Origin of the sequence: Methylobacterium sp. E-066 (assembly GCF_022829635.1) — a bacterium.
Lineage (GTDB): Bacteria > Pseudomonadota > Alphaproteobacteria > Rhizobiales > Beijerinckiaceae > Methylobacterium.
This window is the reverse complement of the sequence record NZ_JAKSYO010000022.1, coordinates 1-17,768: the sequence shown is the minus strand read 5'-3', so window position 1 is coordinate 17,768 and position 17,768 is coordinate 1. Positions and strand designations below refer to the sequence as shown.

Annotated in this window: 15 protein-coding genes; 10 read left to right on the top strand and 5 right to left on the bottom strand. The window is 64.4% G+C overall.

The window, feature by feature from the left end; all coding sequences use genetic code 11:
• Positions 1-3: 3 nt before the first annotated feature.
• A complete protein-coding gene (locus MKL20_RS01130; RefSeq protein WP_244035121.1) occupies positions 4-687 on the bottom strand; it encodes an amino acid ABC transporter permease in 684 nt (227 codons plus the stop codon).
• A 262-nt stretch (positions 688-949) separates the two neighbouring features.
• Here MKL20_RS01130 and MKL20_RS01125 point away from each other — a divergent pair, with 262 nt between their 5' ends.
• Together MKL20_RS01125 and MKL20_RS01120 are read left to right on the top strand one after the other, a co-directional pair.
• Positions 950-2,503 carry a UxaA family hydrolase gene (locus MKL20_RS01125; protein ID WP_244035120.1) on the top strand — a complete coding sequence of 518 codons (1,554 nt, stop codon included), beginning with the start codon at positions 950-952 and terminating at the stop codon, positions 2,501-2,503.
• A 74-nt stretch (positions 2,504-2,577) separates the two neighbouring features.
• Positions 2,578-3,540, top strand: a complete 963-nt coding sequence (locus tag MKL20_RS01120) for a GntR family transcriptional regulator (protein WP_244035119.1) — start codon at positions 2,578-2,580, stop codon at positions 3,538-3,540.
• A gap of 413 nt (positions 3,541-3,953) precedes the next feature.
• On the opposite strand, the gene MKL20_RS01115 is transcribed toward MKL20_RS01120, so the two are convergent.
• Entirely contained in the window at positions 3,954-5,423 is a 1,470-nt protein-coding gene (locus tag MKL20_RS01115) for an FAD-dependent oxidoreductase (protein WP_244035170.1), read from the bottom strand.
• Here MKL20_RS01115 and MKL20_RS33105 point away from each other — a divergent pair.
• Positions 5,367-5,630, top strand: coding sequence for a hypothetical protein (locus MKL20_RS33105; RefSeq protein WP_244035175.1), 264 nt, complete (start codon positions 5,367-5,369; stop codon positions 5,628-5,630). The genes MKL20_RS01115 and MKL20_RS33105 overlap by 57 nt on opposite strands.
• A 9-nt stretch (positions 5,631-5,639) precedes the next feature.
• On the opposite strand, the gene MKL20_RS01105 is transcribed toward MKL20_RS33105, so the two are convergent.
• Positions 5,640-5,834, bottom strand: coding sequence for a hypothetical protein (locus tag MKL20_RS01105; RefSeq protein WP_244035118.1), 195 nt, complete (start codon positions 5,832-5,834; stop codon positions 5,640-5,642).
• 273 nt (positions 5,835-6,107) lie between these two features.
• Here MKL20_RS01105 and MKL20_RS01100 point away from each other — a divergent pair, with 273 nt between their 5' ends.
• The 5 genes from MKL20_RS01100 to MKL20_RS01080 all read left to right on the top strand — a co-directional run bounded on the left by MKL20_RS01100 (position 6,108) and on the right by MKL20_RS01080 (position 12,447).
• Positions 6,108-7,079 (top strand): MBL fold metallo-hydrolase, encoded by a 972-nt coding sequence (locus MKL20_RS01100; protein ID WP_244035117.1) that lies wholly within the window; start codon positions 6,108-6,110, stop codon positions 7,077-7,079.
• A 78-nt stretch (positions 7,080-7,157) separates the two neighbouring features.
• Entirely contained in the window at positions 7,158-7,832 is a 675-nt protein-coding gene (locus MKL20_RS01095) for a metal ABC transporter permease (protein ID WP_244035116.1), read from the top strand.
• A gap of 176 nt (positions 7,833-8,008) precedes the next feature.
• On the top strand, positions 8,009-8,977 hold the full coding sequence (locus tag MKL20_RS01090) for a zinc-binding dehydrogenase (RefSeq protein ID WP_244035169.1): 969 nt from the start codon (positions 8,009-8,011) through the stop codon (positions 8,975-8,977).
• A 1,122-nt stretch (positions 8,978-10,099) separates the two neighbouring features.
• The gene (locus tag MKL20_RS01085) at positions 10,100-10,696 is read left to right on the top strand and encodes a response regulator transcription factor (protein WP_244035115.1); all 597 of its coding nucleotides are present in this window, start codon (positions 10,100-10,102) and stop codon (positions 10,694-10,696) included.
• Positions 10,693-12,447 carry a hybrid sensor histidine kinase/response regulator gene (locus MKL20_RS01080; protein WP_244035114.1) on the top strand — a complete coding sequence of 585 codons (1,755 nt, stop codon included), beginning with the start codon at positions 10,693-10,695 and terminating at the stop codon, positions 12,445-12,447. The genes MKL20_RS01085 and MKL20_RS01080 overlap by 4 nt, the downstream gene beginning before the upstream one ends.
• 391 nt (positions 12,448-12,838) lie before the next feature.
• Here the strand turns inward: MKL20_RS01080 and MKL20_RS01075 are convergent, their stop codons facing one another.
• Positions 12,839-13,303 carry a MucR family transcriptional regulator gene (locus MKL20_RS01075; protein WP_244035113.1) on the bottom strand — a complete coding sequence of 155 codons (465 nt, stop codon included), beginning with the start codon at positions 13,301-13,303 and terminating at the stop codon, positions 12,839-12,841.
• A 121-nt stretch (positions 13,304-13,424) separates the two neighbouring features.
• On the opposite strand from MKL20_RS01075, the gene MKL20_RS01070 reads away from it, so the two are divergent.
• Positions 13,425-14,384, top strand: a complete 960-nt coding sequence (locus MKL20_RS01070; RefSeq protein WP_244035112.1) for a helix-turn-helix domain-containing protein — start codon at positions 13,425-13,427, stop codon at positions 14,382-14,384.
• A 346-nt stretch (positions 14,385-14,730) separates the two neighbouring features.
• Here MKL20_RS01070 and MKL20_RS01065 read toward each other — a convergent pair whose 3' ends face one another.
• Positions 14,731-15,579, bottom strand: a complete 849-nt coding sequence (locus tag MKL20_RS01065; protein WP_244035111.1) for a metal-dependent phosphohydrolase — start codon at positions 15,577-15,579, stop codon at positions 14,731-14,733.
• A 156-nt stretch (positions 15,580-15,735) separates the two neighbouring features.
• Here MKL20_RS01065 and MKL20_RS01060 point away from each other — a divergent pair.
• A partial coding sequence (locus tag MKL20_RS01060; protein WP_244035110.1) for an ATP-dependent RecD-like DNA helicase occupies positions 15,736-17,768 on the top strand: 2,033 nt, incomplete at its 3' end.

Below are 17,768 nucleotides of genomic sequence, written 5' to 3'. Positions count from 1 at the left end.
GCCTCACAGGGGGGTGCCGAGGCGGCGCCGCCGCGGGAAGGCCAGGGTGGCACAGCCCAAGAGCACGAGGCGCAGGCCGGCCGCCATCACTACGTAGATCCCGGCGATGACGAGGTAGACCTCGAAGCCGCGGAAGGTGAAGGCCTGGATCTGGTAGGCGGCGCCGGTAAGCTCCTCCGCCGAGATCTGCGACATGATCGAGGTGGCGAGCATCATCAGCACGAACTGGCTGACCAGCGCCGGGTAGACCCGCTCCACCGCCTGCGGGAACTGGATGCCCCAGATCACCTGGGTCCGGGTGAGCGCGAGACAGGAGGCCGCCTCGACCTGCCCCTTCGGGATCGTCTCGAAGCCGGCGCGCATGATCTCGGCGGTGTAGGCGCCGACATTGATGACGAGGGCGATCACCGCCGCCGGGAAGGCGCCAATCCGCACCTGCAGCACCGCGAGGCCGAAGAACAGCCAGAAGACCTGGATCACCAGCGGCGTGTTTCGGATCGCCTCCACGTAGATCACCGTGATCCGGGAAAGCCAGCGCGGGCCGTACAGGCGCCCGACCGCGCAGAGGGTGCCCAGCACGAAGCCGGGCAGGATCGAGGCCGCGGTCATGCCGAGCGTCAGCCAGACGCCACGCCACAGATCGGGCCCGTATTCGTTCAGGAACGCGAAGTCGAAATCATACGACATGCGCACGACCGGCGGGCTGGCAACAACAACGCATCGTCTCCCCCCCAAACGATGCTGCGCATCGCCGTGGTGACATCTTGAGTGTGTGCCGATAGATGGCGTTCGCCGACCGCCTGGCGGCAGGACGATTGTGCTTCCTCGGACGATCGGCGCCTTTCGACGCTCTTGACTTGAAGACGGCTACCATGATTGTACATTGCACGCAATAGCCAATCAGCCGCCGCGCCTCCACCGGGGTGCCGCTGCGGACCCGGAGGATCCCATGACGATCGCCCTCGATCCGGTCGCCCTCGACGGCGCCGCGCCCGCCATCCGCCTGAACCCCGCCGACAACGTCGCCGTCGCCCGCTCGCGCCTCGCGCCGGGGGACGAGGCGGGCCACGGGGTGCGGGCGCTGGGCGAGGGCGTGCCGAGCGGCCACAAGGTGGCGCTGGCACCGATCCCGGCGGGGGCGCCGGTGACGAAGTACGGCCAGCTCATCGGCTACGCCCGGCGGGACATCGCCCCGGGCGAGCACGTCCACCTGCACAACATGGAGATGCGGGACGGCGCCGTGGCCCACGAGTTCTGCGCCGACGCGCGGCCGACGCCGCTGCTGCCGGTGGCCGAGCGGCGCACCTTCCAGGGCTACCGCCGCTCGAACGGCGACATCGGCACCCGCAACTACATCGGCATCCTCACCTCGGTGAACTGCTCGGCCACCGTCGCCAAGGCCGCCGCCGACCTGATGAACCGCACCGGCCTCAAGGACCATCCGAACGTCGACGGCGTCGTGGCGCTCACCCATGGCGGCGGCTGCGCCATCAACACCGGGACCGAGGGCTACCGCTTCCTGGCGCGCACCCTCTCAGGCTACGCCCGGAACCCGAATTTCGGCGGCATCCTGATCATCGGGCTCGGCTGCGAGACGAACCACATCGGCAAGCTGATGGATGAGTCCCGCCTCGCGGAGGGGCCGTTCCTGCGCACCATGACGATCCAGGGGATGGGCGGCACCCGCAAGACCGTGGAGGCCGCCGCCGAGGCGATCCGCGGGATGCTCGACGCGGTGAACGCGGTGGAGCGCGAGACCGTACCCCTGTCGGGCATCAAGCTCGCCCTCCAGTGCGGCGGGTCGGACGGCTACTCGGGCATCTCGGCCAACCCCGCGCTCGGCCACGCCGCCGACCTGCTGGTGCGCCACGGCGGCACGGCGGTGCTGTCCGAGACGCCGGAGATCTACGGCGCCGAGCACCTCCTCACCCGCCGGGCGGTGGACCGGGCGGTGGCGGAGAAGCTCGTCGCCCGGATCGACTGGTGGCGCGACTACACCGAGCGGCACGGGGCGGAGCTGAACAACAACCCCTCCCACGGCAACAAGGCCGGCGGGCTCACCACCATCCTGGAAAAATCCCTCGGCGCGGTGGCCAAGGGCGGGACCATGCCGCTCACGGCGGTCTACGAGTACGCCGAGCCCATCGACCGCACCGGATTCGTCTTCATGGACACCCCTGGCTACGATCCCGTCGCGGTGACGGGGCAGGTGGCGGGCGGCTGCAACGTGATCTGCTTCACCACCGGCCGGGGCTCCGTCTCCGGCTTCAAGCCCGCGCCCTGCATCAAGATCGCCACCAACTCCGAGATGTACGCCCACATGGAGGAGGACATGGACATCGATTGCGGGGGCATCGTCACCGGCCGCGACTCCATCGAGGCGGCGGGCGAGCGGATCTTCGAGACGATCATCGCGGTGGCCTCGGGCGAGCGGTCGCTGAGCGAGGGGTACGACTACGGCGACAACGAGTTCGTGCCCTGGCCGCTCGGCGCCGTGACGTGAGCGCCGGGGGGAGCCCGCGCCCGTCCCGGCCTCCGGCCGCCGAGCCGGAGCGGGTCGCGACGCCGGAGCGCACCTTGGCCGCGCGCCGCCCGGCCTACGCGCTAATCGGTGACGCCCTGCGTGGCGCGATCCGGGCCGGCCGGCTGGTGCCGGGCTGCGTGCTGGCCGAGAGCGCGATCGCCACGATGTTCAGGGCGAGCCGTTCCCCGGTCCGGCAGGCCTTCGCCGCCCTGGAGGAGGAGGGCCTCGTCCACCGCTTCGACGGGCGAGGTGTCGCCGTCGGCGGGGCGCCCCCGGACCGGCGGCTTCCCGTAACGCCGGACCTGATCAGCCTCAATGAGACACGCACCCCGGAGGATGGGTGGGAGCCGTTCTATTACGAGCTGGAGCGCGACGTGATCCTCGCCTCTCTCCTCGGCCGGTTCCGCGTCAACGAGTTGGCCCTCGCCCGGCACCTCGGCGTCGGCCGCACCGTCGCCCGCAACCTCCTCCTGCGTGCCCAAGGCGTCGGGCTTGTGACCAAGGAGGGTAACGGCCAGTGGCAGATCATCCCCCTCGACGCCCAGCGGATCGAGCACCTCTACGACTTGCGCCTCATCCTCGAACCGCCTTTACTCCGAGCTGCAGTCGGTCGCATCCCCGCGACAGCCCTTGCCGCGATGGAGGCCCGCCTCGCTGAAGCGGTTCGTGTGATGCCGGACCTCGACATTGCCGAGCTCGACATCCTTGAGAACGACTTGCATGTCGCCTGCCTTGCACATAGCCCAAACAAGGAGATGGCGGAGGCCTTGCGCCGGACCCGCTGCGTTCTCGTCGTTGGTAAGCACATCCAGAATGCCCTGCCCGGCCGACCGGGCATCGAACCGTTCATGGACGAGCATCTCCAAGTTCTCAATGCCGTCCGGTCGGGGGATCACGACAAGGCCTGCTACACGTTAAGCGAGCACCTTACCTCGTCCAAGTCAAAGGCGCTCAAGCGCCTAGCTGATTTTCGACTGGGACAACATGATGTGAATCCTCCTTATATCATTTCATGATCGTCGTATGCATGTAGTTAGCATCGTAATTCTACCTTACAAGTGTAGAGGTCTGCGCCAGGAACTCTGATTCGTAGATATACGACAGTTCATGACGACAGAATGGGCAATTATGCTTTCGACGAACGACAGTACAACGAGGCACAAAGGGTTCGCTACATGCGAAGCGATTAGATGCCAGCACGGGGCGGTAGGAGGAGATGCACGTTTCTGACCGGCGTTCTGCAAAATGGTCATTCCGGTTCCAGCCAATTTCAACCAATTGCAGGGCGTCCGCTATCTTCGGGTCTGCGCCCGAAAACGGACCGTCGCAAATCCACCCGAAACAGTCATGCAGTTAGCCGGCAGAGCTTCCCGGAAGAGGCCGTTCGTCGATCCAGTGCTCCGATCAGATGGGTGCCGGGCGGCAAGCTCTACGTCCGAATGTGCTCCCACACCTTGGAGATGACGACCGATCCCTCGCCGACCGAGGCTGCGACCCGCTTGACGGAGCTGGCGCGGACGTCGCCGACCGCGAAGATTCCCGGATGCGACGTCGCATAAGGCGAACGTGCGCCGATCGCGTCTCCGGTCAGGACAAAACCGTGGCCATCGAGCTCGACGAGCCCCGAGAGCCAAGCGGTATTGGGGGCGGCACCCACCATGACGAACACAGCACAGGTCGAGATCCTGCGCGTCGTTCCGTCGGCGACGGCGCGGATGGTCACCGCGTCGAGACGGTCGTCGCCGTGCAGGGCGGTGACTTCGGCCCCGTACTCGATAGTGATCGCCGGATCTGCCTCGAGCCGGCTCGACAGGTACCGCGACATGGAGGTCGCGAGCGATTGCCCGCGCACCAAGAGGCGAACGTGTCGCGCTGAGCGGCTGAGGTACATCGCGGCCTGGCCCGCCGAGTTGCCGCCGCCGATGACGATCGTCTCGGCATTCCGGCAGTAGCGCGCCTCGATCTCCGTCGCAGCGTAGTAGATGCCTGCGCCCTCGAACGCTTCGAGGCGGTCGATCGGCAATCTCCGGTACTGGACGCCGGTCGCGACGACGACGGCCTGTCCCCGGACGCGCCGGCCGTTGTCGAACGTCGTACAGAACGATCCGTCCTCAAGCCGTTCCAACTTCGCCACGCGCCGCGGCATCGCGAAGCGTGTGCCGAACTTCATCGCCTGGATCTCGCCGCGCCAGACGAGGTCGGCACCCGAGATCCCGGTCGGGAAGCCCATGTAGTTCTCGATCCGACTTGATGTGCCGGCCTGACCGCCGATCGCCACATCCTCGATGACCAACGCGTGCAGCCCCTCCGCACCCGCATAGACGCCCGCTGCCACCCCGGCCGGACCGCCGCCCACGATGAGGACGTCGAAGGCCTCGTCGTCGACGAGGTTGTAGTCGAGGCCGAGCAGCCGCGCGACCTTGGCGGGCGTCGGTTCGGTCACGACCACGTCCCGGCCGAAGATGACCGCCGGTCGAGTAGCCGAGATCGAGCAGGCCGTGGCGACGCTCGCCGCCTCCGGGCTGCCCAGCGGATAGGTCCTGTAGGGAAGCCGGTTGCGGCTCGCGAACTCGGCGATCCGCCGTACGTTACGGTCGTCGTCCTCGCCGATGAGCACGAGCGTGCCGTCGTGCGAGTCGAGCTGCCGCCGTCGCCGTGCGGCGAGGACTGTGATGATGATGTCCGACATCTCCGGGATCTCGGACATCAGTCGCAGCATCTCGGGGCGCGGCACCACGGTGACGACCGTATCCGCGCTCGCCCGCATGGGCATCGACCAGACGCCGCCGTTCAGGAACGAGATCTCGCCCATGAACTGGGTCGGACCGAGGGTGGATGGGAGATGGCGCTCGTCCGTGAAGGGATTCACGACTTCGATCTCGCCGGCCTCGACATACACGAAGCGATCGGCTGGATCACCGGCACGGACGAGAAAGGCGCCGGCGGGGTAATGCTTCTCGGCCCCGATCGCCCGCAATGCGGCGACATGCGATGCAGCGAGGGGGATACGCTGCATCTCACGCAGGTCACGGCCGATCGTTTCCATGCGTCGCTTCCGTCACAAGCTATCCGCTGCGGCGCAGCATTGATGGCTCAGCCGCAATAGGCAAGACCTTCAGCGGGGGACGATTGTTTGATCGAAGCCGGTGGCCTGAAGTGGCTTGCGTGGATCTGCAAACCGGCCTTGGCCCACGTCCGCTTCAGAGAAGCCGGCGAAAATCCTTAAATGGCAGAGATGGGCGCAAAGCTGAATGTCCGGTTTTGCCTCCATCGGCGATCCGGCATGCCGTAGATTGGCCGGAAGCAGCATGTCCGCTTCGGAGTAAGTGGAACTGCGGAGTGGACCTTCGGCTCCCGTGCAAGACTATTCAGTTCGGACACTTCCTGCGTCGACCACCTCATATTAGGCCGAGGCATCCAGCCGCAGAACAGATGGAGGGGCTCGTCGCGGAACGCGTACGCTCTCCTCGCGAAACGGCGCGATCGGGCGCTAGTTCAACGCTGTGCCTTGTCGCGTCGCGATGAGATGTCGCTCTGACATCTGTGAGCCGCAGAAGGCCGCTGGACCGATCGAGGATCTGCGATGGTGACGAGACGAACCGTGCTGGCTGGAGTTGCGCAGCCTGCCGCCCTCGCTGCGATGCCGCTTGCGGTGTGCGGCCCTGCCTCGGCCCAAGCTCCGGCCGCGAGGCAGGCACCGGGCTTCTACCGCTACAAAGTCGGTGCCATCGAGGTGACGGCGATCAACGATGGGTTCGCACTGCGGCAGCTCGACGGCTTCATTCCCAACGCACCGCCGGCTGCGCTGAAGCAGGCGATGGCGGACGCGTTCCTTCCCTCCGACGCCCTGCCCTTAACCTTCACCTCGGTCGTCCTGCGGATCGGGGGTCGCACGATCTTGGTCGACACCGGCTTCGCCGATAACGGGCCGCCGACGACGGGCTACTGGATGGCCAATTTCCGCGCAGCCGGCTTCGAACCGTCTGCCGTCGACGACATCGTGATCAGCCACTTCCACCCGGACCACATCGGCGGCATCCGTCGCAGGGACGGGTCTGCGGTCTTCCCGAAGGCGCGGGTCCACGTCCCGGAGGCGGAATGGGCGTTCTGGACCGACGAAGCCCGGATGGCGGGGGCGCCGGACGGGTGGAAGCCGACGTTCGCGGCGACGAATCGGGTATTCGGACCGATGATGGCCGATGTGGCACGCTTCGCCGCGGGCGAGGAAGTGGTGCCTTCGTTGATCGCCGTGGCCGCGTACGGCCACACCCCCGGTCACACGGCATTCATGCTGAGATCCGACTCGGCCAAGCAGATGCTCATGGGGGACACGGCCAACCATCCGGCACTCTTCGTCCGCAATCCGGAGTGGGCGGCCGTGTTCGACATGGATGCCGGTCAGGCGCGTGATACGCGGAAGGCGATGCTGGACATAGCCTCGGCAGAAGGGCTGCAAGTCTCGTTCTACCACGCGCCGTTCCCGGCGGTGGGCCATATCCTCAAGGAGGCTGACGCCTTCAGGTTCGTTCCGCTTCAGTGGAGCCCGATCGCTTAGGGCCATGACGCCACTAGGCGCAGGCTTGGGCCGGAATGCGGCAATCGCTCGTTTCCGCCTCGCCGAGCAGGAGCTTCCATGAAACGTCTCGCCACCGTGACCCTCGCCGGCCTGATGGCGATAGCGCACGGCCCCTGCGGCGCGGCGCAGATCGAGCGTCTGAGGGGAACGATCGAGGCGGTCGACGGTGAAACAGTCAAGATCCGAACGATCGATGGCGAGACAGAGGCGGTCTTGTTTGCCCCGCAGACGCGTATCGCACTCCTCGCCAGATCCAGCCTCAGCGCTGTCCGGGAGGGCGACTTCATCGGCACCGCTACGAAGGGTAGCGATCCGCCGACGGCCCTGGAAATTCACATCTTTCCTGAATCGATGCGCGGCACCGGCGTGGGGCATCGCGACTGGGATACGATCCCCGACACCCTGGCGGGCGGCAAACGCGTGAAGAGCGCGATGACGAACGGCACCGTAAGAACTGGAGGCGGCCCCAGGGTGAAGAGCACGATGACCAATGGTACGGTCGCAAGCAGTGGGCGGGCCGGCGATGCGACAACTCTCGTCGTCACCTACGACAAGGACCGGTCCCTGACGATTCTCGTGCCGCCACAGGCCCCGATCGTGGCCTATGAGCCGGCCGACCGCTCGATCGTTCAGCCGGGTGGCAGGGTTTTCATTACGGCTGAGCGCGATGGCAACAGACTGATGGCCGTCCGGATCGCCGTCGGCAAAGATGGGCTCACGCCGCCCCAGTAAGGCCTTGTCGGGCGGCGAGATCAGAACTCGGCCATCGATGCGGCTCGCTCGACCTCGGGCCGGCATGGAAGTGGGAGTGACCCATGGACCTCGACCGACGGCTCCTCGTTGTAGGAGCGACGGCAACGCTTCTTTCCTCCTCGGCCGTCGCAGCTGAGGACCGGCCAGCGGCACGGATGAAAGCTGTCGTCGCCGGGCCCGAGGAACCTGCTCTGGCGGAGGTCGAGACCCCGGTGCCGAAGCCGACCGAGGTCCTCGTCAGGGTCCGGGCAGCCGCCCTCAATCGCGCTGATCTGGCCGTCGCCGCGGGGCAGCCGCACGGCACCGCCGGCGGCCCCAATGCGATACCGGGCCTCGAATGGGCTGGCGAGATCGTGGCGGTCGGGGCCGAGGTAGCAGATTTTCATCCCGGTGATCGGGTCATGTGTTCCGGCGCCGGCGGATATGCAGAATATGCCGTCGCGGATTATGGGCGCACGCTGCCGCTGCCGGCGAGCATGTCGTTCGAGACGGCCGCCACTCTGCCGGTGGCTTTGCAGACGATGCACGACGCGATCGTCACGCAGGCACGCCTGCGCCCCGGCGAGACGGTGTTGATCCAGGGAGCAAGCTCCGGGGTCGGGCTGATGGCGCTGCAGATCGCTCGTTGGCAACGGGCCTCCGTGGTGATCGGTACGTCGCGAAACCCCGAGCACCGCACGCGCCTGTCCGGTTTCGGCGCGACACTGGCGGTCGACACGAAAGATCCGACCTGGCCCGAACAGGTCCGGCAAGCGACGGGCGGCAAGGGCGTCGACGTCATCATCGACCAAGTCTCGGCGCCGGTGGCCAACGGCAACATGCAGGCTGCGGCTGTCCTCGGACGGATCATCAACGTCGGTCGGCTTGGGGGAGGCCGCGGTGAGTTCGATTTCGACCTGCACGCTACCAAGCGCATCAGCTACATCGGCGTGACCAACCGAACACGGTCGATCGAAGAACAGCGCACGATCACCGACCGCGTCCGGGCAGACCTCTGGCAGGGCGTCGCGGATGGACAGTTTAGCCTGCCGATCGACAGCAGATTTCCATTGGCAAATGCGCCGGCCGCGCTCGCGCGCATGAAGCAAAACGAGCATTTTGGAAAGATTGTCCTACGGATGTGAGCAGGCTTGATAGTCACGGCGCGTTGAATCGGACACGTCTTTCGGGGCGCCTCTACGCTTCACTGGCCTGAGCAGAGCGAATTTTGCGCGAAGGGGAACGTGCTTTCCGGCCAGCCATTATCTTGAGCTGGCCAAGCCATCGACGGATTCGAAAAGCAGCCAATGCCAGAAGCAGACGGATCCATCCGTAGAGTAGTGAGCGCTACGGGCGGAGGCAACAAAATTTTAAAATATTAATTCAATTGAAAAATGGAAGGCCCAACACATGAATAAAATAAATTATAAGTTAATTTTACCAATGTGCGGTAAAAGGCCTTGAAAACCAACACAATTGCCTTCAAAGCAACTTGTTTTCATATATATAATTAAAAATAATTAGCAATAAATGGTCATAGGACTCGGCGACGACCTATTATTTACGGATCGCATAGAACGCGATGGTGGCGCTTTCATATTGCTCGGGCAATTTTTGATCGCGAGCATATCGGTCAGGAATTCCATCAGATGTATGGGAAATCGTCCGACGCCCGAATGTCTGAGCCCAGGTGAGCCTCGTCACATTCTCGGAAATAGGCATGGCCGTCCCCTCTTTGCCGGCCGTTTTGCGTCGCTTCTTCGCGGCTGCACCTATCCATCGCAAGACCAGGGGCCCTCTTGCATAGGAAGTTGGTGCAGATGCATTCAGGATGACGCTGCGCCTTAGAGATCTAGCGATACCGCGCCGTCCCCGACATCGATTGATCATGAGTTTCCTTCAGGCTGACATGTAAGAGCATGCTCGTACTCAAACCCAACACGATTCGCGCACAACGGCCGCATGGCCGCTCCGGCCTGCTTCCGGACTCCGCCAGCCGGAATTACCAGCACCTCGCCTTCCCATTCACACGAAGTTTGTAAAGTTGTCAGTGCGATGTGGAATGCGGTCTGCACCGGGCACGATGATGCGAACGCTTGCCCAGCATGGAAATCGTTTCTCTTGGCCTTCTGCATGCTCAACCGGAGGTGTGATGGACGCCCTCGGATTCGTGCTTAGCCGATCACGAAAGCTCCGTGGACCAGTCCATATGGACTGGTCCACGGAGCATGACTGCGCTTAGGCGTTTGCACTAAACAGGATTGGGCATGGCGCAGGAAGCGATCCTTATCATCGACGACCACGCGCTATTCCGATCCGGCATCGTGTCGATGCTAGCGACGGCGTTCGACAGTATCTCGATCGTCGACTGCGCATCACTGCACGAGGCCCTCACCATCGACGCCGTCGTGCCTACGGTCGTCCTCCTGGACATCCAGTTGCCCGGCTTGAGTGGCCTCGAAGGGATGGGCCTGATCCAGCAACGCTGGCCCGCTGCCAGAATCGTCGTCGTCTCCGCCCTGGATATGCCCGATACAGTTGGCGCATCGCTCGCTCAGGGAGCGTGTGCTTTCCTGTCCAAGACGGACCGGCCAGACAGGATGATGTCAGTCCTGCGCGAGATGCTGGAGGATCCTCCCGCTACTCCAAATGTCGGCGGCGCCGTCTGTCCATCGTTGACGCCACGGCAGGCAGAGGTGCTCACCCTCGTCGGACGGGGATTGTCCAACAAGATGATCGGACGGCGTCTCGGTCTATCGGAGCATACGGTTCGCGGCCACGTGCAGGGTTTGTTATCGGTCTTGAGGGTCACCAGGCGCGCTGAAGCTGTCTTCAAGGCTCAACAGCTTGGCCTAATTCGATGACTTTATCGCAGGACCACCGGATCGTCGCCGAGGAGCTGCGGCTCGTTCTGGACGGCGTCATGCAGTCGATCGCCGTCGGTTTCCTCGTCTCGACGCTCATGCTGCTCGTGTTGTGGACGTTGGCGCCTCATGCCGTCCTATTGAGCTGGTATGTCGCGTTCCTAGTCGAGCGAGTAGCGGCGGCCGCCTTCGCTCGCCGTATGCGCCATACCGTGAGCGAACCCGCGAGTGCGCGCCGGATTGAGCGCGTCGTCTTCCTGAGCAAAATCGTCGAAGGCTCGATCCTGGGTTCGTTGATATGGATCGCACTCCCGCTGCAAGTCCCTGCGGTGAGCATCCTGACGATGTCGTTGCTGGGTGCGACCTGCAGCAACGGCGTCTCGCTTCTGGCACCACGGCGCCATCTTTATCTCGCGCTTGTCATCCCCATAGTCACGTTAGCGTCGGTGACCCTGTGGTCGCTAGGCGGTATCCCCTATCGAGCGCTGGCGATCTGCTCGATCCTCTTCGTCGTCGGGCAGTACGGTCAGGTCGTGCTTGCCAGCCGTCGCGTCCGAGAGTCTATCGAACTTCGTTTCGAGAACACTGCCCTTATCGAGCAGTTACGCGCTGAGACTGCCGCCGCCCACCTCGCTCGTCGCGACGCCGAGTACGCCAATACCGCGAAGTCGCAATTTCTTGCGGCCGCCAGTCACGACCTGCGCCAACCCGTTCATGCCCTCGGCTTGTTCCTCCAGGCTCTGAGCCAGACGAGTCTCGCCGGCCCTCAGCGGCGGATCCTCCAAAATGCACAGACCGCGAACGTCGCCTCGACTGATATGCTCAACACGTTGCTGGATTTCTCGCGCCTCGAGGCTGGGGTCGTCACGCCTCGACCGAAAGCTTTCGAACTTCAACCCCTGCTCGACAAGATCGAGAACGATCTGGCCCATCTTGCCGATGCCAAGGGCTTGATCTACCGAACGCCGCAAACGGATCTAGCAATCGTCTCAGACGCCGCCTTGCTGGAACTGGTCCTGCGTAATCTCGTCCTCAACGCTATCCGCTATACGGATCACGGCGGCTTGCTCATCGGCTGCCGCCGCCGAAGCGCGAATGTGTCGATCGAAGTTTACGACACTGGCATTGGCATCCCCGAGGACAAACGAGAGGAAATTTTCCGCGAGTTCTATCAGCTCGGCAATCCCGAACGCGACCGCCACCAGGGACTTGGGCTGGGGCTCGCGATCGCCCGGGGCATCGCCGGCGCACTAGGTCACGTCCTCTCCCTTTCGTCGAGGGAGGGGAGCGGCAGCGTGTTTCGCATCCTTGTTCCCAGAACGCTCGAAGTCGAGGCCGCCGACGATCGCCCCGCGGGCAATCTAGAGGGGGGCAGACTGACCGGTTCGCGCATTATGATCGTTGATGACGATGCCATCGTTCGCGACGCGATGATGGCGCTCCTCTCCGGTTGGGGATGCTTATGCTGGGCATTTGAGGACCCGAGCGACGTCGCACGGTTCCCCGGGCACGAGCCCGCCCCCGATGCGCTGATTTGCGATTACCGGCTGCGCGGGGGGCAAACGGGCGCCGAAGCCATCGCAATGCTGAGGCAGCATTGGAAACGGCCGATCCCGGCGATCCTCATTACTGGCGACACTGCGCCCGTTCGCATGCGGGAGGCCTCGGACAGCGGAGTCCCGCTAATTCATAAGCCGGTTCGACCAGATCTGCTTCGAAGTGCCCTTATAGCGTTGATTTCACAACGGTAAACGCCGATATGCTGTTGAGTTTGTTGCCAGTGCTGAACGCCCACGTCAGCTCTGGTGCGTTGGCGGCCCAAGATCCGGATTGAAAACTCGTCGGCTGTAGTCGACGGAGAGCAGGCTATCGACTTAACTCGTATCTATGTCCGGCGGTCATACATGCGCCGCTTCTCTCTATAAATACTGGCAACTGCAGATTAATGGGGCGGATGAGGATGCTGAACTCGAGACGTCCGGCGGCTGCCTGGTTAAGGGAGGGCTCGATACCCTAGGCAGGTTGGCGCAGCCGAATGCCGGAAAGCTCAGGCGATCAACCGTGACGAATGTCGACGTAGAGGGTGTTCCCGAGCCAATCGAATGTTGGCAACGCTCTACTGGCGTCCCGTAAGAACGTCGATCAGCCGTCCGTTCCGGTTCTGAGCTGAACGGAGCGCCCCCCCGGCACACCGAGACCGATCGCCTCAGCCAGCTTGGAGCGATGTTGCGCGTATTCCTCAGCGACCATCGGATAGTCGGCCGGCAGACCATAGCGCTCTCGGTAGCTCAGCGGGTGCAACCCGTGGGCGGTAAGGTGACGCTTCAGGGTCTTGTAGGACCGGCCGTCGATGAAGCTGATGATGCCATGCTGTTGGACTGACTTGCGGATCTGCGCCGGGCTCGGCTTGTCGATCTGCGCCTGCAGAGAGGGTTCAGTCGCAACCGCCGCCACGCCGGTCGCCAGACTTACGATCGTATCATGCACTTTTGTGATCAGAGTCGGCAGTTCAGAAACAGGCACTCGGTTTTTCGAGACGTAAGCTGAGACGATGCCGGTCGCCAGGTCGGTCAATGACAGGGGGCTGGCTGAGGTCGAGGCGGGCACGTGCAGGCTCCTGAAAGGAATCAGCCCCAGATGTAGTTCGATGTGTCCCGTTGCGCTTGCCTGTGCGCGTGCTACCGTTTGCCCGAACGCGCAAGCAGAAGCACGCACTCAGACAAACGCTATGAGGACTTTGTTCTCGACGGCGGACGAGAAGCCGAAAAACAGGTTCCGCCGTTGGCGCGAGACGATCTTCGAACGGATCGTGCCGGTCGAACTGACGCCGCTTGGCGATGGCGTATTCAAGGGCGTCATGGAGGCTGCCGACGTTGGTCCCCTGCTCATCACCCGCGTGACGCAGAGTGCAGTCAACACCGCGGCAACCTCGGACACGATACGCCGTCACGGCAAGCACGACACGTTAAACGTCGCAATCACCCTGAGTGGTGAGGTCTTCAGTGCTCAGGATGACCGCACCTCGATCCAGCGAGCCGGTGACATGGTGGTGCTGGATCGTCGGCCGACCACGATGGCATCCGACGCCGACACGCGAACGCTCTTCATTGAAGTACCTCGCGAGTGCCTTGAACGCGTGCTCGGATCGACGCGACGCTACACAGCTTTGACGATCGGTGCCGAGCAACCCGGGACCTCGCTTGTGACGACCTTCTTCCATGAACTGGTTCGCACGCATGAACACCTGACGCCGAACATGGCCACGCGCATGGCTTACATTGGTATCGACCTAATCGTCGCCAGCATCGCAGAGCGCCTCGCGCATGAAGTGCCTAAGAACCTCCAGGGTACCCTCATCGTTCAGAGAGCTGCCGCGTACATCGAGGCCAACCTTGGCGACGCGGACTTAAACCCTGCTCAGCTTGCAGCCGCTGTGGGCGTTTCGCTGCGCCATCTCCAGGAGCTATTCCACGAGCACGAACGCAACATAGCCGATTGGATCTGGCGGCGGCGCTTGGAGGTCGCCGCGCAGCGGCTGGCGGATCCCGGATTTGCCCACCTAGACATCGGGCCCCTCGCCTACGGTTGCGGCTTCAAAAGCCAGAGCCACTTCAGTCGGCGCTTTAAAAATCACTACGGGCTTTCACCCAGCGAGCACCGATGGCGTGCGCTGACTTTGGCGACGTGAACACCAAGCGGCACCAATCTGGGGTTTCCGCTGCTGTTCCCCATGCGCCCGCTTCAGCCTGGGTATAGGCCCCCCGGGGCCGGCGGGCGTGCCGGCCTTAAGGCAGAACAACGGATCTTCGGCGAATGAGCGATTTGCGGATCCCGGGCTCGATGCCGAGCAGCTGGGAAGTGACATCCGTTTGTGGGGCTGTCGCCAGACCGGGACCGCATCTGCTCTTGGGATACTGCCAGCTTGGGACGAACGGCGGCACTGGGCGCGAGGCTGGCGATACCTCAAGGTATGAGCGCGATACTTGTCAAAAGCTATCACTACGATCGCCAGCCCTGAAGTCTGCCGGTGCGGCTCAGCCTGGGTGCGGTCCCATGCGGCGACGGTCATGCTCGATCGCGAACACATGGCTGTAGAGGTTGGCCACCCAGCTCCGCCCCTCGACAGTCAGATCGAGAAAGCGCACCGCGTCGCCGATGACCGGCTCGATCTTGCCCCAGAAGAACGCCGGATACCGCTCCGCGAGGTCGGCCGGGCTGGCATAGCCGAGCTGGTCGTCGAGGCCGACCTCGGCGAACTCATGAAACAGCGCGTTCAGTTTGCGTGGGTAGAGTGGATCGCCGAGTTGCCCGATCAGGTCCGCCGCACGCATCAAGCCGGCTTCGGTCCCAGTCTCCCGGTGCTCGTCGTCCGCGGGCACGGGGAAACGGGTCAACTCGATGGCCCGCATCACCCGCTGCGCATCGACGAGATCATGCGTGCCGAAGCGCTCCTGCACCGCAAGCTTCGAACGCTCGATGTGGTAGGGCGCCAGCGCCGCGTCCGATGCACCGCGTGGCAAACCGATAGTCGTGCCCTGCGCGTCGATGACGAATGCGTTCGCCCGGTCGCCTGAGCAGACACCGCGCACGTAGCCGATGTCGTGGTACAGCGCCGCCAGGATCATGTGCAGCCAATCCTCCGGCGTGATGCCCTTGTCGAGGAACCGGCCGCGTAGGATGTCCTGAGCCACGAGGGTGACGAGGGCGGTGTGGTCGCCGTCGTGGTAGAGCGCATCGCTGCCGACGATGCGCTCGATGGTCAGACGAGCGGACGCCTCGATCACCTCGGCGAAACGCGGTTCGCGACTGCCGAAGGTGCGCTGGTAGGTGAGCGCGAGGTGCTCGCCAAGCGCATCGGCCAGCATCTTCGTCACGTCGAACATGACTGGTCTCTCACAAATCGTGCAAACGCCCACACAGCCTGCTGTGTCGATCAGCATCATGACATCAAGTGAGCGGCGGCCCATATTGAGCAAAGCGCCCCGCGAAATGTCGGGGCGCCGGACTCCGGGGCAGGCTCGTAGGATCTCATAGCCGTCGTGGCTGCGCGCGCATTCCCCGGCTCGGCCGGTCCCGAGATCGAGGCGCTGGCCGGTACCATCGAGCGCGTCACCTTCCACAGCCCTGAGACCGGCTTCTGCGTGCTCAAGGTCCAGGCCCGGGGCAAGCGTGACCTCGTCCCGGTGATCGGGCATGCCCCCGCCATCGCTGCTGGCGAGTGGATCACCGCCACCGGCATCTGGCACACGGATCGCCAGCACGGCGTGCAGTTCAAGGCTGACACCCTCAAGGTCACGCCGCCCACCGGGGTGGAGGGCATCGAGAAGTACCTCGCGTCCGGCCACATGCGTGGCATCGGTCCGGCCATGGCCAAGCGCATCGTCGCGGCGTTCGGGGAGGGCACGTTCGAGATCATCGAGGCCGAGCCGCAGCGACTGCCCGAGGTCGCCGGCATCGGCCCGAAGCGCGCCGCTCGCATCATCGCCGGCTGGGCCGAGCAGAAGGCCGTGCGCGAGATCATGCTGTTCCTGCACGCTCACGGCGTCGGCACAGCGCGGGCGGTGCGGATCTTCAAGACCTACGGGCACGACGCCATCGCGGTCATGACCGAGGATCCGTATCGGCTGGCCAAGGACATCCGCGGCATCGGCTTCAAGACCGCCGACGCCATCGCCATGAAACTCGGGCTGACCCCGGAGGCGCCGCAGCGGCTGCGGGCGGGCATCTCGTTTGCCCTGCAGACGGCGACCGACGGCGGACACTGTGCGCTACCTGTGGCGGAGCTGATCAAGCTCGCGGGCGAACTGCTCGGCGTCGAAGCGGCACTGATCCGCTCGGCGCTGCTCGACGTGCTGGAGACCGGCGAGGTCGTGCAGGACATCCTCGGCGACAAGGCGTGCATCTTCCTGGCTGGGCTGCACGCCGCCGAGCGGATGATCGCCGAGCGGCTGCTCCGCCGAACGAAGGGTACACCGCCCTGGCCCGAGATCGACCTCGCCCGGGCTCTGCCCTGGGTCCAGGACAAGACCGGCAAGACGCTCTCGCCCTCGCAAGGGGAAGCCGTGCGGCGGGTGCTCGGTGCCAAGCTCGCGGTGATCACCGGCGGTCCGGGCGTGGGCAAGACCTCGACCCTCGACACGATCCTGCGGATCCTGCGGGCCAAGGGCGTGCAGGTGCTGCTTGCCGCCCCGACCGGCCGGGCGGCCAAGCGCATGACCGAGCAGACCGGGCTCGAGGCGAAGACGATCCACCGCCTGCTGGAGATCGACCCGAAGCACGGCGGCTTCTCGCGCAACGAGGACAATCCGCTCGCCTGCGACCTGCTGGTGATCGACGAGACCTCGATGGTCGACGTGCCGCTGATGAACGCCCTGACCAGGGCGGTGCCGGAGCACGCCGCGCTGCTCCTCGTCGGCGATGTTGACCAGCTGCCCTCGGTCGGGCCCGGTCAGGTCTTGGCCGACATCATCGCTTCGGGGGCTATCCCGGTGGCGCGGCTGACCGAAGTGTTCCGGCAGGCGGCCGAGAGCCGGATCGTCGTGAATGCGCACCGGATCAACGCCGGCAAGATGCCCGAGCCAGCTGCTCGGGGCGCGGACAGCGACTTCCACCTGATCGAGATCGACGAGCCCGAGCCGGCGGTGGCGACGCTGATCGAGGTGGTGACCAGACGCATCCCGGCGCGCTTCGGCCTCGATCCGGTCCGGGACGTGCAGGTGCTCACCCCGATGCAGCGCGGCGTGCTCGGCGCGCGCAACCTCAACCACGAACTTCAAGCGGTGCTGAACCCGAACCCCGCCATCTCGGTGGAGCGGTTCGGCTGGTGCTTCTCACCCGGCGACCGAGTGATGGAGAGCCAGAACGACTACGACCGGGAGGTGTTCAACGGCGATCTCGGAACCGTCGCCCGCATCGACGAGGGCGAGGGCGCGGTGATCGTCGATTTCGACGGCCGCGAGGTGGTCTACCCATACGGTGAACTCGACACGCTGGTCCCGGCCTACGCCACGACCATCCACAAGTCGCAGGGCTCGGAGTACCCGGCGGTGGTGATCCCGCTGGCCATGCAGCA

Excerpts from the sequence above, each read along its gene's own strand:
- MKL20_RS01095 (WP_244035116.1), top strand. The coding sequence starts at position 7,158 with ATGAAACGTCTCGCCACCGTGACCCTCGCCGGCCTGATGGCGATAGCG.
- MKL20_RS01085 (WP_244035115.1), top strand. The coding sequence starts at position 10,100 with ATGGCGCAGGAAGCGATCCTTATCATCGACGACCACGCGCTATTCCGA.
- MKL20_RS01090 (WP_244035169.1), top strand. The coding sequence starts at position 8,009 with ATGAAAGCTGTCGTCGCCGGGCCCGAGGAACCTGCTCTGGCGGAGGTC.
- MKL20_RS01130 (WP_244035121.1), bottom strand. The coding sequence starts at position 687 with ATGTCGTATGATTTCGACTTCGCGTTCCTGAACGAATACGGGCCCGAT.
- MKL20_RS01080 (WP_244035114.1), top strand. The coding sequence starts at position 10,693 with ATGACTTTATCGCAGGACCACCGGATCGTCGCCGAGGAGCTGCGGCTC.
- MKL20_RS01125 (WP_244035120.1), top strand. The coding sequence starts at position 950 with ATGACGATCGCCCTCGATCCGGTCGCCCTCGACGGCGCCGCGCCCGCC.
- MKL20_RS01070 (WP_244035112.1), top strand. The coding sequence starts at position 13,425 with ATGAGGACTTTGTTCTCGACGGCGGACGAGAAGCCGAAAAACAGGTTC.
- MKL20_RS01065 (WP_244035111.1), bottom strand. The coding sequence starts at position 15,579 with ATGTTCGACGTGACGAAGATGCTGGCCGATGCGCTTGGCGAGCACCTC.
- MKL20_RS01100 (WP_244035117.1), top strand. The coding sequence starts at position 6,108 with ATGGTGACGAGACGAACCGTGCTGGCTGGAGTTGCGCAGCCTGCCGCC.
- MKL20_RS01105 (WP_244035118.1), bottom strand. The coding sequence starts at position 5,834 with ATGCTGCTTCCGGCCAATCTACGGCATGCCGGATCGCCGATGGAGGCA.
- MKL20_RS33105 (WP_244035175.1), top strand. The coding sequence starts at position 5,367 with ATGGCGCTCGTCCGTGAAGGGATTCACGACTTCGATCTCGCCGGCCTC.